This is a genomic window from Campylobacter sp. MG1, assembly GCF_026616895.1.
Classification (GTDB): domain Bacteria; phylum Campylobacterota; class Campylobacteria; order Campylobacterales; family Campylobacteraceae; genus Campylobacter_E.
Window position 1 is genome coordinate 114,164 of sequence record NZ_JANYME010000001.1, and the last position, 17,651, is coordinate 131,814.

The window sequence follows — 17,651 nt, forward strand, 5'->3', positions numbered from 1 at the left end:
TGTTTATATCGTTTTTTATGAATGCAAAATTGTATTTTATACATTAAATATCCTTTTAGACATATAGTATAATAAAAATGTATATAAAAAATAAAAACAATTAAATTTTATAAGGCAAAATATTTTGCCTTATAAATTAACTATTCTTTAACTGATTTATCATCAGGGAATATTATAGAAGCAAGCATTGCTATCATACATACACAAGCAACAGTATCTTTGAAAATCCAACTAATATAAGATGGTAATCCTTGAGTAATTTCTGGATGAACACCAAAACCATATCCTAAACCAAAAGTAATACCAAGTACCATTACATTTCTATTACTAAATCCTGCTTGAGATATCATTTTTATACCATTAATAACTATCATAGCAAAAACAGTAATAACTGCTCCACCTAAAACACAATCAGGAATAGCTCTAAAAACAGCACCTAATTTCGGTATAAATGCAGCACCGATTATTAAAAATGCACCTAAAGTAATGCACCATTTATTAACAATCTTAGTCATAGCTATAATTCCAGCATTTTGACCAAAAGCAGTATTAGGTAAAGCATTTAATAAACTAGCTACCAAACAACCAACACCATCGGCTAATATAGCTCCACTAGTTTCTTTTTCTTTAGCTGGTCTATCAAATGCAGCTATGGTAATACCATTAACATTACCTATAGTTTCAAGTCCTATTACTACATATATTATTGCAGCACTTATTATTGGTGCTAATTCAAATTTGTAATCAGTAATAAACATTGCTGGCATAGGTAACCCAAACCAATCAGCATTAGCTATAATGCTTAAATTTACTTTTCCGGTAAATATACCTAATATATATCCAACTACCAAGCCTATTAAGATAGCTGAAATTTTAAACATTCCTTTACCGAATTTTTGTAAGAAAATTATAACAGCAAAGGTTGTAAATGCTAAAGCTAAGTTAGAAACAGAACCATATCCACCAAGTTTTTTTGCTGCTGCTCCACCTGCACAATATTGAACACCAACATCAAGCAAATGTATTCCAATAGCAATAAGCACTGAACCTATTACTAGTTCCGTAAAATATTTTTTAAGATGTTTATATAAAAATCCCATCGCTATAGTAACAAAACTACCAACTAAACAAGAGCCTAAAACAGTTGGTAATCCGTAATTGCCAGCTATAGTAATCGCTGTTGGTACAAATGCAAAAGCTGTCCCCATTACTATAGGTAAATTTGCACCTACTTGTAAGTTGCCTTTTCTAAAAGGATATAATTGTAACAAAGTTGTAAGTCCAGAAGCAAGCATTGCAACTTGAACCATTTTTATACTATTTTCAGCTGAAATTGCGAAACCTAAGCTAGGATCAACACCATTTAAAACACCTATAATAATTAGTATAGGAGCTAAGTTTCCAGCAAACATTGCTAAAATATGTTGCAAACCTAAAGGGAATGCCACCATAAAAGGTGGGCGACCTTCCAACTGATATATTAATTCTCGTCCATTTAAATTATTATGATTTTCTTCTTTCATTTCTACACCTAAAATTAAATTAATTTAATGTGCTCTTTCCTCATTTCACACTAATATGTGATTTAAGAAAAAAACCAATTATAAAGTGGATAATTCATATCCACAACTAAAAAATTACTCCTTTCTTACTTCCTGTACTTAAATTTTAGACCAAAGTTTTTTTGCTTCTTCTTGACTTTTTGCTGCAACTTCAGCATAATCAATATCAACTAACTTTCTTTCATCGTATCTTATCACACCATTAATAATAGTAGTATCAACATTTCTACCAGTTACACCAAACAATAAATGCATATCAATATTATCTTTTGTAATAGGTGTTGGTGCGTCATAATCAACTATAATAATATCAGCTAACGCTCCATTTTTAATAACCCCTACTTCACCATCAATAAATCTATTCATAATTGTTCTATTATTTTTAAATAACATTGTAGGTGCTTCATACCAGCCTAATGTAGGGTCTTTTGCATTATGTTTTGGAATAATATTAGCTACTTTATAACTTTCCATCATATCAGTTGTATATGCATCTGTTCCAAGTCCAAGTAATACACCTTTTTTCATAAGCTCAACAATAGGAGTAGAACCAACTGCATTACCCATATTTGACTCAGGATTTGTTACAACAGCAACATTACTTTCTTTTAACATATCCATTTCCCAGTCTTTAATATTTACACAATGCACTGCAATAGATTTATCGCTTAAAACACCTCTTTTAAACCATCTTTCAATTACTCTCATATCATATTTTGCTATACTATCTACAACATCTTCGATACCTTCAGCACAATGTACATGGAATCCAACGCCTAAATTATCAGCTTCTTTTAAAGTTTTATCTAGAGTTTTATCACTAATCGTCATAGAAGCGTGAAAACCAAATAAACCTTTTAACATATCATCATTTTGTGACTTAGCATATTTTATAAAATCAACACTTTCTTCTATGCCTTCATTTGCAATTTTTTCACCATCTCTATCTGAAATTTCGTAACAAAGATTACTTCTAATACCAACTTTTTTTGCAGCTTCAGCAATTTTAAAAAGGCTACCTTTAACAGCGTAAGGACTAGCATGATGATCTATTGATGAGGTTATACCTTGTTTAATTTGTTCAATCATAGGCATTATAGCACTATAATAAACACCATCAAGTGTTAATAATTTATCAAGTTTCCACCAAAGTCCTGTTAAAATTTCAGCAAACATTGTAGCTGGTTTGCTATTTGAATTCATTCCTCTTGCAAATGTACTATAATAATGCATATGAGTATTAATAAATCCTGGTAAAACTAAACGACCTTTAGCATCTTTAAATTCAGCATTAGGATATTTAGCTTTAAGTTCATTTGTAGTTCCTACTTCTTTAATAAATTTTCCATCTATTAAGACAGCACCATTTTCAATTAACCTATTTTCATCATCTCTCGTAACTAATTTTGCATTACCAATTAAAATCATAAAATCTCCTTTATTTACAAGGGTCAATATGACCCTTTTTTTATTATAAATTCATTATATAGTAAGGGTAATCTTTCGCAACAGCTACTATCATTTCTTTCATAGCTTCAGAAATATTATTACCACCTAGTTTATAATCTACTATACTACCATCTTCATTTCTAACCTTGTAAGTATCCTCACCAGTTCTATAAAATCCTTTATTGGTACTATCAATAAAGTCTTCTTCAGTCCAGAATACTGTAACTTTATCTTTGTATGGATTTCCACTATGAGGACAGAACACTCCACAGTTACCACATTCATTACACATTCCATCAATATGAACTATTTGATGAATATTACTAAATGTATTTGTTCCTGAATTTACTTCAATAGCAACATTTGCTCTATTAGGACATACATCAGCACAAATTTCACAAATTTGGTCGCAAGTTAAACATCTACCACCATCTTCATTAGATGTTTTTGCTCTTTGTAATACACCTTTTTTCTCATACATAGAATCAATATCTTGAGGTAAATTATGTTTAATAAAATCATGAACTAAACCGCATTTTTTAAGAATGTCTTTACTTACAACTTTAGCGTCAGCTATAGCTTTTACTATAGTTGAAGCACCAGCCTTACAATCACCACAGGTATATACATTTTCTATTTTTGATTCATTATTTTTATTAATATCTACATAGCCCCATTCATTTAATGGTAAATTATTTTTCTTAAACAATTCATTGCAAACCCTAGCACCTGTAGCATTTACAACTGTATCAAATTCTAATTCTTTTATTTCACCAGTGCTTTCAACACCTCTTCTACCACTACTATCTCTTTCGCCAAGTTTCATAACTTCGCATTTTAAAACTTTTCCATCATATGATAATGGCGCTAATAATTCAGCGAATTTAACTCCTTCTTGTAATGCTAATTCTTTTTCTTCAGGTTCTGCTGGCATAAATTCAGCTGTTCTTCTATAAACTATAATAGATTCTTCAACACCTGGACATCTTAATGCGCTTCTAGCACAGTCCATAGCAACACTACCACCACCTAAAATAGCAACTCTTTTTCCTAATTTTAAAGTTAAATCGCTAGTTTTTGCATCTTCTAAGAATTTAAGAGCGTTAGATAATTTATCAGCACCTTCTTTAAATGGAGCCTTAGGTTCTAACCAAGCACCAGTTGCTATGATAACAAAATCATATTCTTTTTTTAATGCTTGAATATCATAATTTTCATTTACACCAAATTCAAATTCTACTCCAGCACTAACTGCTAAGTTATAATCTCTTTCTATCATTTTATCAGCAATTCTAAATTCAGGAATTACATATTTTACAATACCATAAGGTTGTTCTCTTTTTTCTAAAACTTTAACAGCCATACCATTTCTTCTTAAAAAATATGCGACTGAAACACCACCAGGACCAGCACCAATTACTACAGCTTTTTTAGGAGTAATTATAGGAGTTTGCTTTTGATTTGCAATATATTCATCCATAGCATTAACAACTGCATGTCTTTTTGCACTTCTAATTTGTAATGATTCTTCATAGTCAAGTCTTGTACATTTGTGTTGGCATTGATGGTCACACAAAACACCTAAAACAGCTGGACTTGAATTATCAGTTAAAATTACATTCAAAGCTTCTTTATATTTTTTCTTACTAACTAAACTTAAATATTCAGGAATTTGTTGGTTAATAGGACATCCACCATCTTTACATGGAGCTTTATAGCAATCAAACAATGGCAATTCTGATTTTGTTTTTCTGCTAGCTACTGGGCGACTTTCTTTTAAATTATCTTTATTATGAATTACATTATCTGCTAAGAAAGATACATTTTTAACATTTACGCCATAGAATTTACCACTTAAGTGAGGCTCTAATTCTGTAGCCATTTGTTTAATTCTTTCATAGCCACCCGGTTTTAAAATAGTAGTAGCTACTGTAATAGGATAAATTCCTGTATTAAAGATATCAACTATATTAAACGCATCAGCACCACCTGAAAAAGACATTCTAAGTTTACCTTTAAATTCAACCGCTAATTTTTTAGCTAAGCTAATTGTTAAAGGATATAACGCCCTACCTGACATATACATTTCATCGCCTGGAAGTTCATTATTTTTCTTTTGAACTGGGAAAGTATTTGTTAATTTTACACCAAATTTTAAATTTCTTTCATCTGCGTAAGCCATTAATCTGGTAAGCATTTTAATTGCGTCATCATATTGTAAGTCATTTTTAAAATGATGATCATCAAAAACAACATAACCATAACCCATATCATCCATTAATTTTCTAGCAAATTCATAACCTAAAAGAGTCGGATTGCATTTAATAAATGTATTTACTTTTTTCTCATCTAATAAATATTTTGCAATTCTTTCAATTTCTTCTGGTGGACAACCATGTAATGTTGATAATGTTATACCTGTACTTATTCTAGTTGTAATTTTCTCTAAATCTTTTTCGTTAAATCTTTTAAATTTACTCATATTTGCTTTAAGGTATTCAACACATTCTTTCCAAATAGGTGTATTTGAAGCATCTTTCATACCTTCAATAAAAGTATCAATTTTTTTAGACTTAATACCTTCTAAATCATAGCCAACACTCATATTAAATGAAAAATCTTTTTCATCACTAATTCCAAATTCTTTTGCTAGTACATATAAAGCAAAATGTGCTTTTACATATTCATTAAATGCTTGTGGAACTTCAAGTTCTGTACTCCATTCTTGATTGTAGCATTCATCCATAGCATTTATACAGGGACGAGGAACGCATCTACTTAATTCTTCACCATCCATAATTTGAACAGTTTTAAGCTCAACAAATCTTGAACCTGCCAAATATGATGCTATTATATTTTGAGCTAATTGTGAATTTGGACCAGCTGCAGGACCTACTGGACTAGCTAATCTTTCACCAAATAATTCAACTCTAGTTCCACTATTATTTTTGTAAAACTTTTCTTTGCGAACACCAAAAACTGCACCTCTATCTTTATACTCTGCTAGTGACCATTCAATTAGATTTGAGAATGGTATTAAAGACATTCTTTCACTCATGAATTACCTCTTTCTTTTGAATTTTTATTAAAAAATTTTAACTCATTAAAAAATATATTTAAAACAATAGCTGATATACAACCTATTGTTATTCCACTATGTAAAAAGTTTTGTGCACCTTTTGATAAACTATGAAAAAACAAAGGTGCTACAGTTGGTATTAATGACAAACCTATACTAACTGCTACTATGATATTATTTTTATTTCCTTCATAATCAACTTTTCCTAAAGTTCTAATACCACCAACTGCAACCACGCCAAACATAGCAAAACTTACACCACCTAATACCGATTGTGGAATTGCTGTTATCATAACAGCCATTTTAGGAAAAAATGCTAATATTATCAACATTACTCCAGTAGTAGCTGTCACAAAACGACTTTTTATACCTGATAAACCAACTAAACCAACATTTTGACCAAATGGTGTTACTGGATATGAGTATATACAACCTGATATAATGGTTGAAAAACCACTTGATCTAAGACCTCTAGCTAATTCCTTATCTGATATATCTTTTCCTATTATATTGCTAACTGCCATAAAATTCCCTGTAGCTTCTGTCATAAGTACCAACATAATAACAGTAATAGATATAATTGCACCTATTTCAAAAACAGGGAAACCAAAGTGAAATGGTACCACATAGCCTACTAAAGATGCATTACTTACTTGTGAAAAATCTGTAACACCCATCATACATGCTAAAATAACACCAAAACCCAATCCAAATAAAATAGCAAGGCTAGACCAAATTCCTTTTAGTAATTTAAATAAAACCAAAGTAACTAATAAAACCAAACCAGCTATTATTAAAGTTTTTGTATCTGGTATACCCATTAAAACGACATTATGTGCATATTCTGAATATTCAGGTTTAATAATATCAACTATCTTTGCACCATCTGCCAATTTTACTCCTCCGGTAATCCATTTAATTCCTATAGGAAATAAAGCTAAACCTATAACTGTTATAACAGTTCCAGTAACAACCTTTGGAAAAAATCTTAGCATTTTACTCCAAACGCCAGCAAATAAAAAACAAAAAATTCCAGCACCTATAACCCCACTAGCTATTACTTGCAATCCTAAAACTGGGTCTGTGTATTTATATTCGCTGATAATAGCAGTAAGAGTTGCAACAGCTGCAAATGAAGTTGCTGATACGATTGGTAACCTTACACCTAAAAATTTAGTAAGACCAAAAGACTCTATTGATGTTGCAATACCACCAGCTAATAAAGCACAACTAACAAGATATGCCATTTGAGAATGATCTAAGCCACCGGCTGAACCGATTATCAATGGAACAGTAATAGCACCAGCAACCATAATTAAAAGATGCTGAAGTGCAAAAATTAAATTTTGAGAAAAAGATAATTTTTCGTTTTGCAATTCTTTTACTTTTTTGTTATTTTGCAAATCTGACATAATCTAATCTCCTTTCTAGTATTTTTAAATAATTTTCTTTTATTTTTTATGATTATTGCAAAAAAAACTTTATAAATGATTATTTTTTCAAAAAATAAAGCGTATTTTTATAATTATAATAGGTTATTTTTATTGTGCTATCGCTATTTAAAAAATTTGTTACTTTTTGAAAAAATAAGAATTTTCTTTTAATTTTTTTATTAAAAAGTGTAAAACTATATAAGTTTTTATATTAAATATTTTTCTTTAATTTATTTTAAGATATAAAAAATATGTATGATAAAAAATCATACACATTTAATAAAGCTGTTGGGGTTAAATTTATACATCAAGCATAAATATATCAACGAACTAGAAAAAAGACCGACAAAAAATGCATAATCACCAAAATTAAGTCCTAATAAAAAACTTCCAAAAAGAGATATTAAAGCACTGATGTTATAACCTTTTGTATAATAATATTTTCCTTTGTATGTATATAAATCACTTACATTAAGATTTGTTTTTCTAATAATAAAATAATCACATAGCATTATGCCTATAATAGGTCCTAACATTTGAGATATCCAACTTTGCACATCTACTAAAAATCCACCTGAACTTTGAATTTTCCATGGCTGTATTGCTATTGAAAAAATCCCGCAAATAATTGTACTCATCCAAAATTTAAGTTTTGGAGAAAAATTTAATAAAATTAAAGCTGGTGGTAATAAATTTGCAGCTGTATTAGTAGACCATTGTGCAAAAACAACGGTTATAAAGCATAAAATAAGTGCTAAATTATTAGTGAATAAATCAGGTATAACATCATTTAAATCCCAATATCCTGATGTAATACCGCTAGCTACACCTATTAGCATAGTAATGACACCAACCATCATAAGACCTATTATTTGACCTATTAATGCTCTTTTATTTCTTTTAAAAAAACCTAATTCATTATAATTTTTATCTCTTTTTATTTGTCTTGACAAATCACTTCCATTAAGTGCCATTGTAAGCCAACCACCTGCAATTCCTGCTACAGCAAAAGCGAATGAATATCCACCTTTAGTCTCGATTGCCATAATTTCTGGGATTGTAATATTATATTTGTTTAATGTATTAATTAAAATAGCTAAAAACATAATAGCCAATGCTGGAATTGCTATCCAACCAAATTTAGCCATAGCCTTTAAACCATACATAGTATTTAATATTTGAATAGCTGCAAATATTATTATCATTAATGATAAATTATCAAAACCAAATAATATATTAAAAATTTTATTCATAGACCCAGCACCAATATATGTTAAAAATCCAAACCAATAAAGCCCTGGTATAGCTCTAACAAGCCCAGCAATATTAGCACCTTTATATCCAAAAGGTGCTCTAATATAAGCAGCAAAAGGTACTCCGTATTTTGTGCCGATATCTCCTACCATAGCTGTAAATAATGTAACTATCGCATAACCTATTAACATAACCAAAACCATAGTCCAAAGACTTAAACCATCTCCACCATTATAATATTGTGCTCCTAAACTAAAAGCTACTATATTAATAGTCATACCAGACCAAAGAATTGTATAATCAAATAAACTCATATTTCTTTCATCATCACCAGTTGGTAATAATTCAGAATTTCTTAATTTTTTATCATCTTCCATAAATATTCCTTTAATTTAAACCGTATTTTTCTAAATATTGTGAATTAATTTTTCTTCGTATAAATTTACCTGCACCCTTAGTGCCTTTAAAAGTACCATTTTCTACTATTATCTCTCCCCTTAAAATAGTAGTTTCTACGCAACCTTTAGCCACAAATCCTTCGTGTAAACAATAATCGCAATTATTATGTAATGTATCCTTTGAAATTAGCATAGTTTTATCTAAATCAACTATTGTTATATCAGCATCACTACCTACAGCTATTACGCCTTTTTGCGGATAGCAACCGTAAATTTTAGCTATGTTTGTGCTTGTAAGTGCTACGAGTTTATTTATGCTAAATTTATTTTTATTAACACCTTCGCTTAAAAGTAATGGAAGTCTTATTTCAAGTCCTGATAAGCCATTTACGACTTTTGTAAAATCTTGTATTATTTTTCCATCGCTTGATTTTTGCAAAAACATTTCTTTTTCTGCTCTTTTAAAAGTACAATCATCAGAACCAGTAAGTAAAATAGTCCCATCTATTAAACCTTGCCATAAATCATCAGCGTCTTTAGGAGTTCTAAGCGGAGGAGAACAAACTGCTAAATGTCCATCATCTCCATCATATAAATTATCAAACAAAGTTAGATAATGCGGACAAGTTTCAATATAAACAGGAAAGCCTTTAGTTTGTTCTATCCTTGCTGCATCAAGTGCTAATTTGTTTGTAGTATGCACTACTAAAATAGCACAATTTATATATTTTGCATATTGTAAAGCCCTTGTAAATGCTTCTGCTTCGCATTCAATAGGTTTGCAATTTGCAAAATCTCTCCAAGTTAGTTTGCCTTCTTTTACACAATTTTGAATATTTAATTCAGCTATAGGATTACTTTCGCAATGAAGCATTGGTAAGACATTTAGAGTTTTTGAAAGCTTAAAAACCTTAAGCATAGTCTCATCGGTACTCATTACACCTTCTTTTTTATAAGTCATAAACATCTTAAAAGTAGGAATTCCAAATTTAACTAATTTTTCAATATCAACTAATATCTCTTTACTAGCTTGAATGATTTTTCCATGCGCACTATAATCAATAGCACTTTCACTCATCTCATCAAGCCTTGCTAATGCTTGCTGATATGGTGAATCTTTAACACTCATATTTGCAAAATCCATAAAAGTAGTAACACCACCAAATGCTGCGCTAATGCTTTGTTCATAGAAAGTATTTGCACCTAAACATCCTTGAAATGGGGCTTGACAATGCATATGTGCTTCTATACACCCGGGTAAGACATATTTATTTTTTGCATCAATAATTTTAGTAGCTTGGCTTTTATCAAAATTTCCCAAAGCTACTATTTTTTCGCCTTTTATTGCGACATCACATTTTATTGTAGCTTCAGTTGAAACTACAAAACCATTTTTAATGACTAAATCATAAAGCATTTTCCCTCCTTAAAAAAGAACAAAATTAATATTTTTTCGTTCTTTTTAATTGAAATTTGCTTTAAGAATACCCCCCCCCTTAAAAATAGCTTAATCTAATAATTAAAAATTTAAATTTTATAATATTGTGTATTTTAGTAACTTTTTTGTGAATTTATTGATAGTTAAATTTGCATTAAATTTAAAAAAATTAAATATTTGTTAATGATTTAATTGAGAATAAAAGATTTTTAATTATTTAGAATATTTATGGCTTAATGTTTTACTTTGCCATTTTTTACTTTTCCAACGATATGTATTAGCAAGTCCTCTTAAAAGTTCATCAACTACAAAAGCACTCCATATTCCAACCATGGCAAAATGTAAATGTATCCCTAAAATATAAGCTAAAGGAACGCTAACTCCCCACATAAAAACAATTCCAGCATAAAAAGGAAAAGCAGCATCCCCACTAGCCCTTAAAGAATTAACCATTACTATATTTAAAGCTCTTGAGCTTTCTAAGAAAAAACTTATTATAAAAAGCGGTTTTATAATATTTATTAATTCATTGCTTAAACTAAGTGCTTGAAATATATAATCTTGAATTAAAAAAACAAAACTAGCATATACTAAACTACAAATTATTGCAATTTTTAATACTTTAAAACTTTGTTTATACGCTTTTTCAAATTCTTTTGCACCAACTAGCCTACCGATGATTATCTCATTAGCCACACTTAAAGCAGAGCTAGTAGTAAATATAAACATTGAAATTTGAAAAAATATACTTTGAATACTTAAAGCATCTTTTCCTAATAATCCAACAAAAGCAAAAATAACCATATATTGTGCTGACCATAGTAGATTTTCTCCTGCACTAAAGCCACCTATTGTCAAAATATTTTTTAATATTTTTTTATTAATTTTAAAAAATAGCTCAAAATAAATCTTAAGTTTTGCAATCTTAAAATATATATAAATTAGCATTGCAAGGCTTACTATCCTAGAAATTACACTTGAAATTCCCACTCCAAATAAGCCTAAATCATATTTATATAAAAATATAGCATTAAAAACAATATTAACTGCATTCATAATAAGCGATACAATCATTAATTCCTTAGCCTTAGCATAAGTTCTAATTACAGATGATAAAGCTATATTTAAGCAATCTAACAATATTACATAAGCTATAGTTTGTAAATATATTAATGAATAATCAAATATATCATTAGGAACATTTAACAACCTAAGCATATTGCCATCAAAAAAATTAATTATAAAAAATATCAAAATACCTAAAACCATATTAAAAGATATACTAATATGAGCTGACCTTATTGCTAAGTTTTTGTTATTAGCGCCTAAAGCTTGAGATATTAATACACTTGAGCCAATTGAAAGGAATGAAAATATAGTTGTAGCTATTATAAAAATCTGATTTGCACTACTCATGGCTCCGATTAAAAACACATTGTATCTACTAATCATAATAGTATTTATGACAATAGAACTAAAACGAAGTAGCATTTCTAAATAAATATTTAAAGATAATTTATAAAAATTAATTTCTTTCATAGCATTACTTAGGACTAAATGAAATTCTTAAAGAATTTCATTTAGGAATTATCTTCTTGATAAATAGTTTGTATCAAATTTATTGTTTATAAAATCAGGATTTTCCATCATAGAAATATGAAAATCTTTTGTAGTTTTAATACCACTTACTATTAATTCTTGCAAAGCACATTTCATTTTTTGTATAGCCATAGCCCTAGTAGGAGCCCATACTACAAGCTTTCCTATCATACTATCATAAAACGGAGGAACGCTGTATCCTTGATAAATGTGACTTTCCATTCTAACATTAGCACCTGCAGGAGCTGTATATCTACTAATTGTACCTGGGCAAGGTGTAAATGTTTTAGGGTCTTCTGCGGTAATTCTACATTCTATTGAATGACCTTTAAAATTTATCTCTTCTTGTTTAGGTAGAGCTTTTCCTTCAGCTACATTTATCATATGACGAATAATGTCTTCTCCACTACACATTTCACTTACGCAATGCTCAACCTGTAATCTTGTATTCATTTCAATAAAATAAAAATTTTGATAATCATCTAATAAAAACTCAAATGTTCCTGCACCTTCGTATCCGATAGCTTTAGCTGCATTTACTGCAGTTTCAAGCAATTTTGTTCTAGTTTTAGGCTCAAGTGCAATAGCTGGACTTTCTTCTATTAATTTTTGATGACGTCTTTGCATAGAACAGTCACGCTCACCTATATGAATAACATTTCCAAAGCTATCACCTATAATTTGAACTTCAATATGGCGTGGATTTTTAATATATTTTTCAATATACATAGTTCCGTCTCCAAATGCACTTGTAGCTTCGCTTTCAGCAGACCAATATGCTTTTTCTAAATCAGCAGCTTTTTCAACCACACGCATACCACGACCACCACCACCTGCAGCAGCTTTTAAAATAACAGGATAACCCATTTCTTCAGCTAGTTCTTTTGCCATATTTACATCTTTTAAAGCACCATCACTACCTGGAATTACAGGAACACCTGCTCTTTTCATAACTTGTTTAGCCTTACTTTTATCGCTCATTACATTCATAGCTTCTACACTTGGACCTATAAATTTAATATTATGACGCTCACAAATTTCTACGAAATTTTGATTTTCACTCAAAAAGCCATATCCTGGAAAAATCGCATCAGCACCACATAATTCAGCAGCACTAATAATTGATGGGATATTTAAATAACTCTCGCTTGATTTTGGACCACCAACGCAAATACTAGCATCACAATATTTTAGGTATAAAGCGTCTTTATCAGCACTTGAATATATACAAATAGCTTCTTTACCCATTTCTTTAATCGTTCTAATAGCTCTTAGAGCAATTTCACCACGATTAGCTATTAAAATTCTTTTTATTTCTTTCATAGCACACCTAAATTATAATTTTTCAATTTCAAATAATTCAGTGCCGTATTCTACTGGTTGTCCATCTTCAATCAATATATTTACTATTTTGCAATCAAATTCAGCTTCTATCTCATTCATAATTTTCATAGCTTCAATAATACAAATAGTATCACCTTTTCTAACGCTTTGACCAGCTTTTACAAATGTAGCAGCTCCTGGGCTAGGTGCTTGATAGAAAGTTCCTACCATAGGAGATGTAATAGCTTGATGATTTTTGCTAGGTTTTGCCTCATTTACAACATTTACATTAATTGGAGTTGGGGCTGCTTGTGGCACTACCGGTACTGGAGCACACTCTACAGTAGTTCCTTGTTTTTCTAGGCTAATTTCAAAATCGCCTTCTTTGATTTTAATTTTGCCTATATTTGCTTGAGCAAACATATCTATTAATTCTTTTATTTCTTCTCTTTTCATTCATTCTCCTAAATAAAAAATAGCCACGATTATAGTATTAAAAAAATAACATTTATAAAATAAATATTAATTTTTAAAAAATACATATATAATTTCGCCTAGTATAAGGCGAAATATTAAAATGCTGGAATAATAGCACCTTTAAATTGTTCTTCTAAAATCTTTTTAATTTTAGGAGTTTTTATAACTTCGATTAATGCTTTAGTTTTTTTATCTTCTTCTTTACCTTTTTTAACAGCAATAACATTAACATAAGGACTATTCAAATCTTCTAATATAATTGAATCTTTAATAGGATTTAAATTTGCTGCAAGTGCATAATTAGTATTAATGACTGCTAAATCACATTCTTCTAATGTTCTTGGTACTTGTGCAGCTTCTAATTCTTTTATATCTAATTTTTTAGGATTTTCAGTAATATCTAAAACGCTTCTAAATTTAACATTTTTATTAGTTTTAATAAGACCAGCTTGTTCTAAAACATCTAATGCCCTACTCTCATTGGTTGGATCATTTGGAATATAAATTAAAGCACCATCTTTTAAATCTTTTACATCTTTTACTTTTTTAGAATATGCTGCCATAGGTGGTAAAAAAACATTTGCAACTGCTACTAAATCAGTATTTTTGCTTTCATTAAAATCCTCTAAAAATGGCTTATGTTGATACATATTAGCATCTAATTCGCCATCATTTAATGCAAGATTAGGTAAAATATAATCATTAAATTCAATAACCTCTAAATCATATCCTAATTGTTTTAAATCATCTTTTACATTTTCCATAATCACAGCATTTGGATATGGTGTAATACCAACTTTTATGGTTTCTGCATTTAAAAATAAACTTAAAATAGTAAAAAAAATCAATTTTTTCATATAAATTTTCCTTTCATAATGTAAATTTAGCTAATAGCATTGAAGCTAATAGCTAAAAAAATAATTAAAAACTTGGTATAATTGCACCTTTATATTTTTCTTCTATAAAAGCTTTAATTTTTTCATCTGATATTGCTTTTACTAAAATTTTTGTTTTATCACTTTCTGCATTATCTTTTTTAACAGCAACGATATTAACATAAGGGCTATCTTTACTTTCAATAATTACTGCATCTTTTGTTGGGTTTAAATTCGCTGCAAGTGCATAATTTGAGTTAATAACCGCTAAATCACATTCTTCTAACGCTCTTGGTAATTGTGCAGCTTCTAATTCTTTAAATTCCAAATTTTTAGGATTTTTAGTAATGTCAAGTGGAGTTTTTAATTCTACATTTTTATCTAGTTCAATCAATCCTGCTTTTTCTAAAATATTTAAAGCTCTACTTTCATTTGTTGGGTCATTTGGAATATAAACTAATGCTTTTTCTTTTAGTTCACTAATATTTTTAATTACCTTAGAATATGCTCCCATAGGTTCTAAATGAACACCTTGCACTGAAACTAAATTTGTACCTTTTTGATTATTAAATTCATCTAAATATGGTTTATGTTGAAAGAAATTTGCATCTAATTCACCATCATTTACTGCTAAATTTGGTAAAACATAATCATTAAACTCAACTATTTTAAGCTCATGACCTTGTTCTTTTAAAATTTTAGCAACCTCTGTTAAAATTTCCGCATGTGGAACTGGTGTTGCACCAACTGTAATTGTATCAGCAAATAAATTTGCACTTAAAGCTACACAAGCAGCTAAACTAAAAATTTTTTTCATTTGTTCTCCTTTTAATAAAATTAAATACCTGAATAAATACACACAAAAATTAATATTGCTATTGATATATAAAGCAACGTATTTTTGCCTTTTCTCGTAATTTTTTCTACAAAATCACCCCAAATCTGAACTACTTGAACTAAAATTATTAAAACTATTACAGTTTCTATCATAATATCAGTCTTAAACCTTTGATAACCATAACGATTTGCAACGTCTCCTAATCCACCTCCTCCGACAATTCCTGCCATAGCACTATAGCCTATAACAACTATTAAGGTAAGAGTTGCAGCGTTAACTAATGCTGGCAATGCCTCATAAAGCACCACTTTAAAAATAATCTGTAATCTACTAGCACCATAACTTTTAGCAGCCTCAATAATTCCATAATCAACTTCATTAAATGCATTTTGGACTAATTTTGCTATAAAAGGTGCTACACCTATCGTTAATGGGACTATAGCTGCCGTGGTTCCTATACTCTTACCTATTAAGAGTTTCGTAAAAGGAATAAGTGCAATTATTAGTACTAAAAATGGAAAAGAACGAACTATATTTACAAAAAAATCTAAAACTCTATAAAATTTAACATTTTCATATAGTCCATCTTTTTTAGTTACAAATAATAAAATTCCAAGACCCAAACCAAGAATAAAACCTATACTAGTAGACGTAATACTCATATATAATGTTTCTTTCAACGCTGGGTGTAAAATTTTTTGATAATGATTAAAAAATTGCTCTAAATAATTCATACTTCCTCCCATAATACACCTGATTTTTCTATATACTCACACACTATTTTTTTATCATTTTCATTAATGTTTATCACTAATGTTCCCAATGCTATATCATTTAATTTTTCTATTTTTCCCCATACTATTGAAAAATCTATATTTAATTCTTTAGCCATTTTTGCTATCACACCATTTTGTGCAACTTCTTTAGGAAAAATAAGGCGAATATTTAAACCGCTTTCAGGAACAACTTCATCTTCACTTAAAAATTCTCTCATTTTTTTAGTTGGTCTTTGAAAAATATCTGTTATACTACCCTGACCTATTATTTGTCCAGCTTCAAGCAAACATGCATTTTGTGCTATTCTTTTTACTGCCTCCATTTCATGAGTTACTAAAACTATACTAATTCCTAAATCATTATTAATTTGCTTTAATAAATCTAAAATCTGATTAGTTGTAGCTGGATCAAGTGCACTGGTAGCCTCATCACTTAATAAAATTTTAGGATTAAGTGCTAACGCTCTTGCTATAGCTACCCTTTGCTTTTGACCACCACTTAAATTTGCTGGATATGAATTAGCTTTTTCGCTAAGACCTACTAAATTTAATAATTCTTTTACTCTTTTATCAATATTTTCTTTCTTATGTAAAATTAAAGGCATAGCTATATTTTCATAAGCTGTTTTTCTATTCATTAATGCAAAATGTTGAAAAATCATCCCAACTTCAGTTCTTAACTCTCTTAACTCGCTTTCTTTTAAAGCATTAATTTCTTTTCCAAAAACCTTAAGAGAGCCTTCTTGGTATTTTTCTAATGCATTAATACATCTTAAAAGCGTGCTTTTTCCAGCACCACTATGTCCAACTATAGCAAAAATTTCACCTTTTTTGATATTTAAACTGACATCGTTTATTACACAATTTTCACCATAAAACTTCTTTAAATTTTTAATTTCAATCATAATATTCCTTAAAAACAAATTTAAAGAAAAATAAAATCTTTGTTTGAATATGAAGTAAGCAAAATATTTTATCTTTCTTTTTAGCTGCTTGCTTTGTATTTTTTATTTGCGTCCAGCTAAAAAAGAAAGTTTTTAAGCCAGACGCTATTGCATCTGCATCATCATAATAATATCCTTTAAAATTATATTCCGTGATTTTAAACATAAAATTCTTTTTTTGTCAAGTATTTTTAATAAATTTTAAT

14 protein-coding genes are annotated in these 17,651 nt (G+C 29.3%); all 14 read right to left on the reverse strand.

From position 1 onward, the window contains the following. Positions 1 to 140: 140 nt before the first annotated feature. On the reverse strand, positions 141 to 1,523 hold the full coding sequence (locus tag NY022_RS00500) for a uracil-xanthine permease family protein (protein WP_267523069.1): 1,383 nt from the start codon (positions 1,521 to 1,523) through the stop codon (positions 141 to 143). 138 nt (positions 1,524 to 1,661) lie between these two features. After that, positions 1,662 to 2,990 (reverse strand): putative aminohydrolase SsnA, encoded by a 1,329-nt coding sequence (gene ssnA, locus NY022_RS00505; protein WP_267523070.1) that lies wholly within the window; start codon positions 2,988 to 2,990, stop codon positions 1,662 to 1,664. A 43-nt stretch (positions 2,991 to 3,033) separates the two neighbouring features. After that, positions 3,034 to 6,069: a putative selenate reductase subunit YgfK gene (ygfK, locus tag NY022_RS00510; protein ID WP_267523071.1), complete on the reverse strand. Its 3,036-nt coding sequence runs from the start codon at positions 6,067 to 6,069 to the stop codon at positions 3,034 to 3,036. Further along, positions 6,066 to 7,502, reverse strand: a complete 1,437-nt coding sequence (locus tag NY022_RS00515; RefSeq protein WP_267523072.1) for a nucleobase:cation symporter-2 family protein — start codon at positions 7,500 to 7,502, stop codon at positions 6,066 to 6,068. Before NY022_RS00515 ends, ygfK begins: the two co-directional genes overlap by 4 nt. A gap of 287 nt (positions 7,503 to 7,789) precedes the next feature. Then, on the reverse strand, positions 7,790 to 9,154 hold the full coding sequence (locus NY022_RS00520) for a cytosine permease (RefSeq protein WP_267523073.1): 1,365 nt from the start codon (positions 9,152 to 9,154) through the stop codon (positions 7,790 to 7,792). A 10-nt stretch (positions 9,155 to 9,164) separates the two neighbouring features. Beyond that, positions 9,165 to 10,592 carry a dihydropyrimidinase gene (gene hydA, locus NY022_RS00525; RefSeq protein ID WP_267523074.1) on the reverse strand — a complete coding sequence of 476 codons (1,428 nt, stop codon included), beginning with the start codon at positions 10,590 to 10,592 and terminating at the stop codon, positions 9,165 to 9,167. Between the two features lie 234 nt (positions 10,593 to 10,826). Then, entirely contained in the window at positions 10,827 to 12,152 is a 1,326-nt protein-coding gene (locus tag NY022_RS00530; RefSeq protein WP_267523075.1) for an MATE family efflux transporter, read from the reverse strand. Positions 12,153 to 12,200: 48 nt separating this feature from the next. Next, positions 12,201 to 13,535, reverse strand: a complete 1,335-nt coding sequence (locus tag NY022_RS00535; protein ID WP_267523076.1) for an acetyl-CoA carboxylase biotin carboxylase subunit — start codon at positions 13,533 to 13,535, stop codon at positions 12,201 to 12,203. A gap of 12 nt (positions 13,536 to 13,547) precedes the next feature. After that, complete coding sequence (accB, locus tag NY022_RS00540) at positions 13,548 to 13,991, reverse strand: acetyl-CoA carboxylase biotin carboxyl carrier protein (RefSeq protein WP_267523077.1); 444 nt, start codon at positions 13,989 to 13,991, stop codon at positions 13,548 to 13,550. A gap of 116 nt (positions 13,992 to 14,107) precedes the next feature. Further along, entirely contained in the window at positions 14,108 to 14,869 is a 762-nt protein-coding gene (locus tag NY022_RS00545; protein WP_267523078.1) for a MetQ/NlpA family ABC transporter substrate-binding protein, read from the reverse strand. Between the two features lie 64 nt (positions 14,870 to 14,933). Further along, the gene (locus NY022_RS00550) at positions 14,934 to 15,704 is read right to left on the reverse strand and encodes a MetQ/NlpA family ABC transporter substrate-binding protein (RefSeq protein WP_267523079.1); all 771 of its coding nucleotides are present in this window, start codon (positions 15,702 to 15,704) and stop codon (positions 14,934 to 14,936) included. A gap of 20 nt (positions 15,705 to 15,724) precedes the next feature. Continuing rightward, positions 15,725 to 16,459, reverse strand: coding sequence for a methionine ABC transporter permease (locus NY022_RS00555; protein ID WP_267523080.1), 735 nt, complete (start codon positions 16,457 to 16,459; stop codon positions 15,725 to 15,727). Further along, positions 16,456 to 17,406, reverse strand: coding sequence for a methionine ABC transporter ATP-binding protein (locus tag NY022_RS00560; protein WP_267523081.1), 951 nt, complete (start codon positions 17,404 to 17,406; stop codon positions 16,456 to 16,458). The genes NY022_RS00555 and NY022_RS00560 overlap by 4 nt, the downstream gene beginning before the upstream one ends. Beyond that, on the reverse strand, positions 17,399 to 17,611 hold the full coding sequence (locus tag NY022_RS00565) for a hypothetical protein (protein WP_267523082.1): 213 nt from the start codon (positions 17,609 to 17,611) through the stop codon (positions 17,399 to 17,401). The genes NY022_RS00560 and NY022_RS00565 overlap by 8 nt, the downstream gene beginning before the upstream one ends. Positions 17,612 to 17,651: the final 40 nt, after the last annotated feature.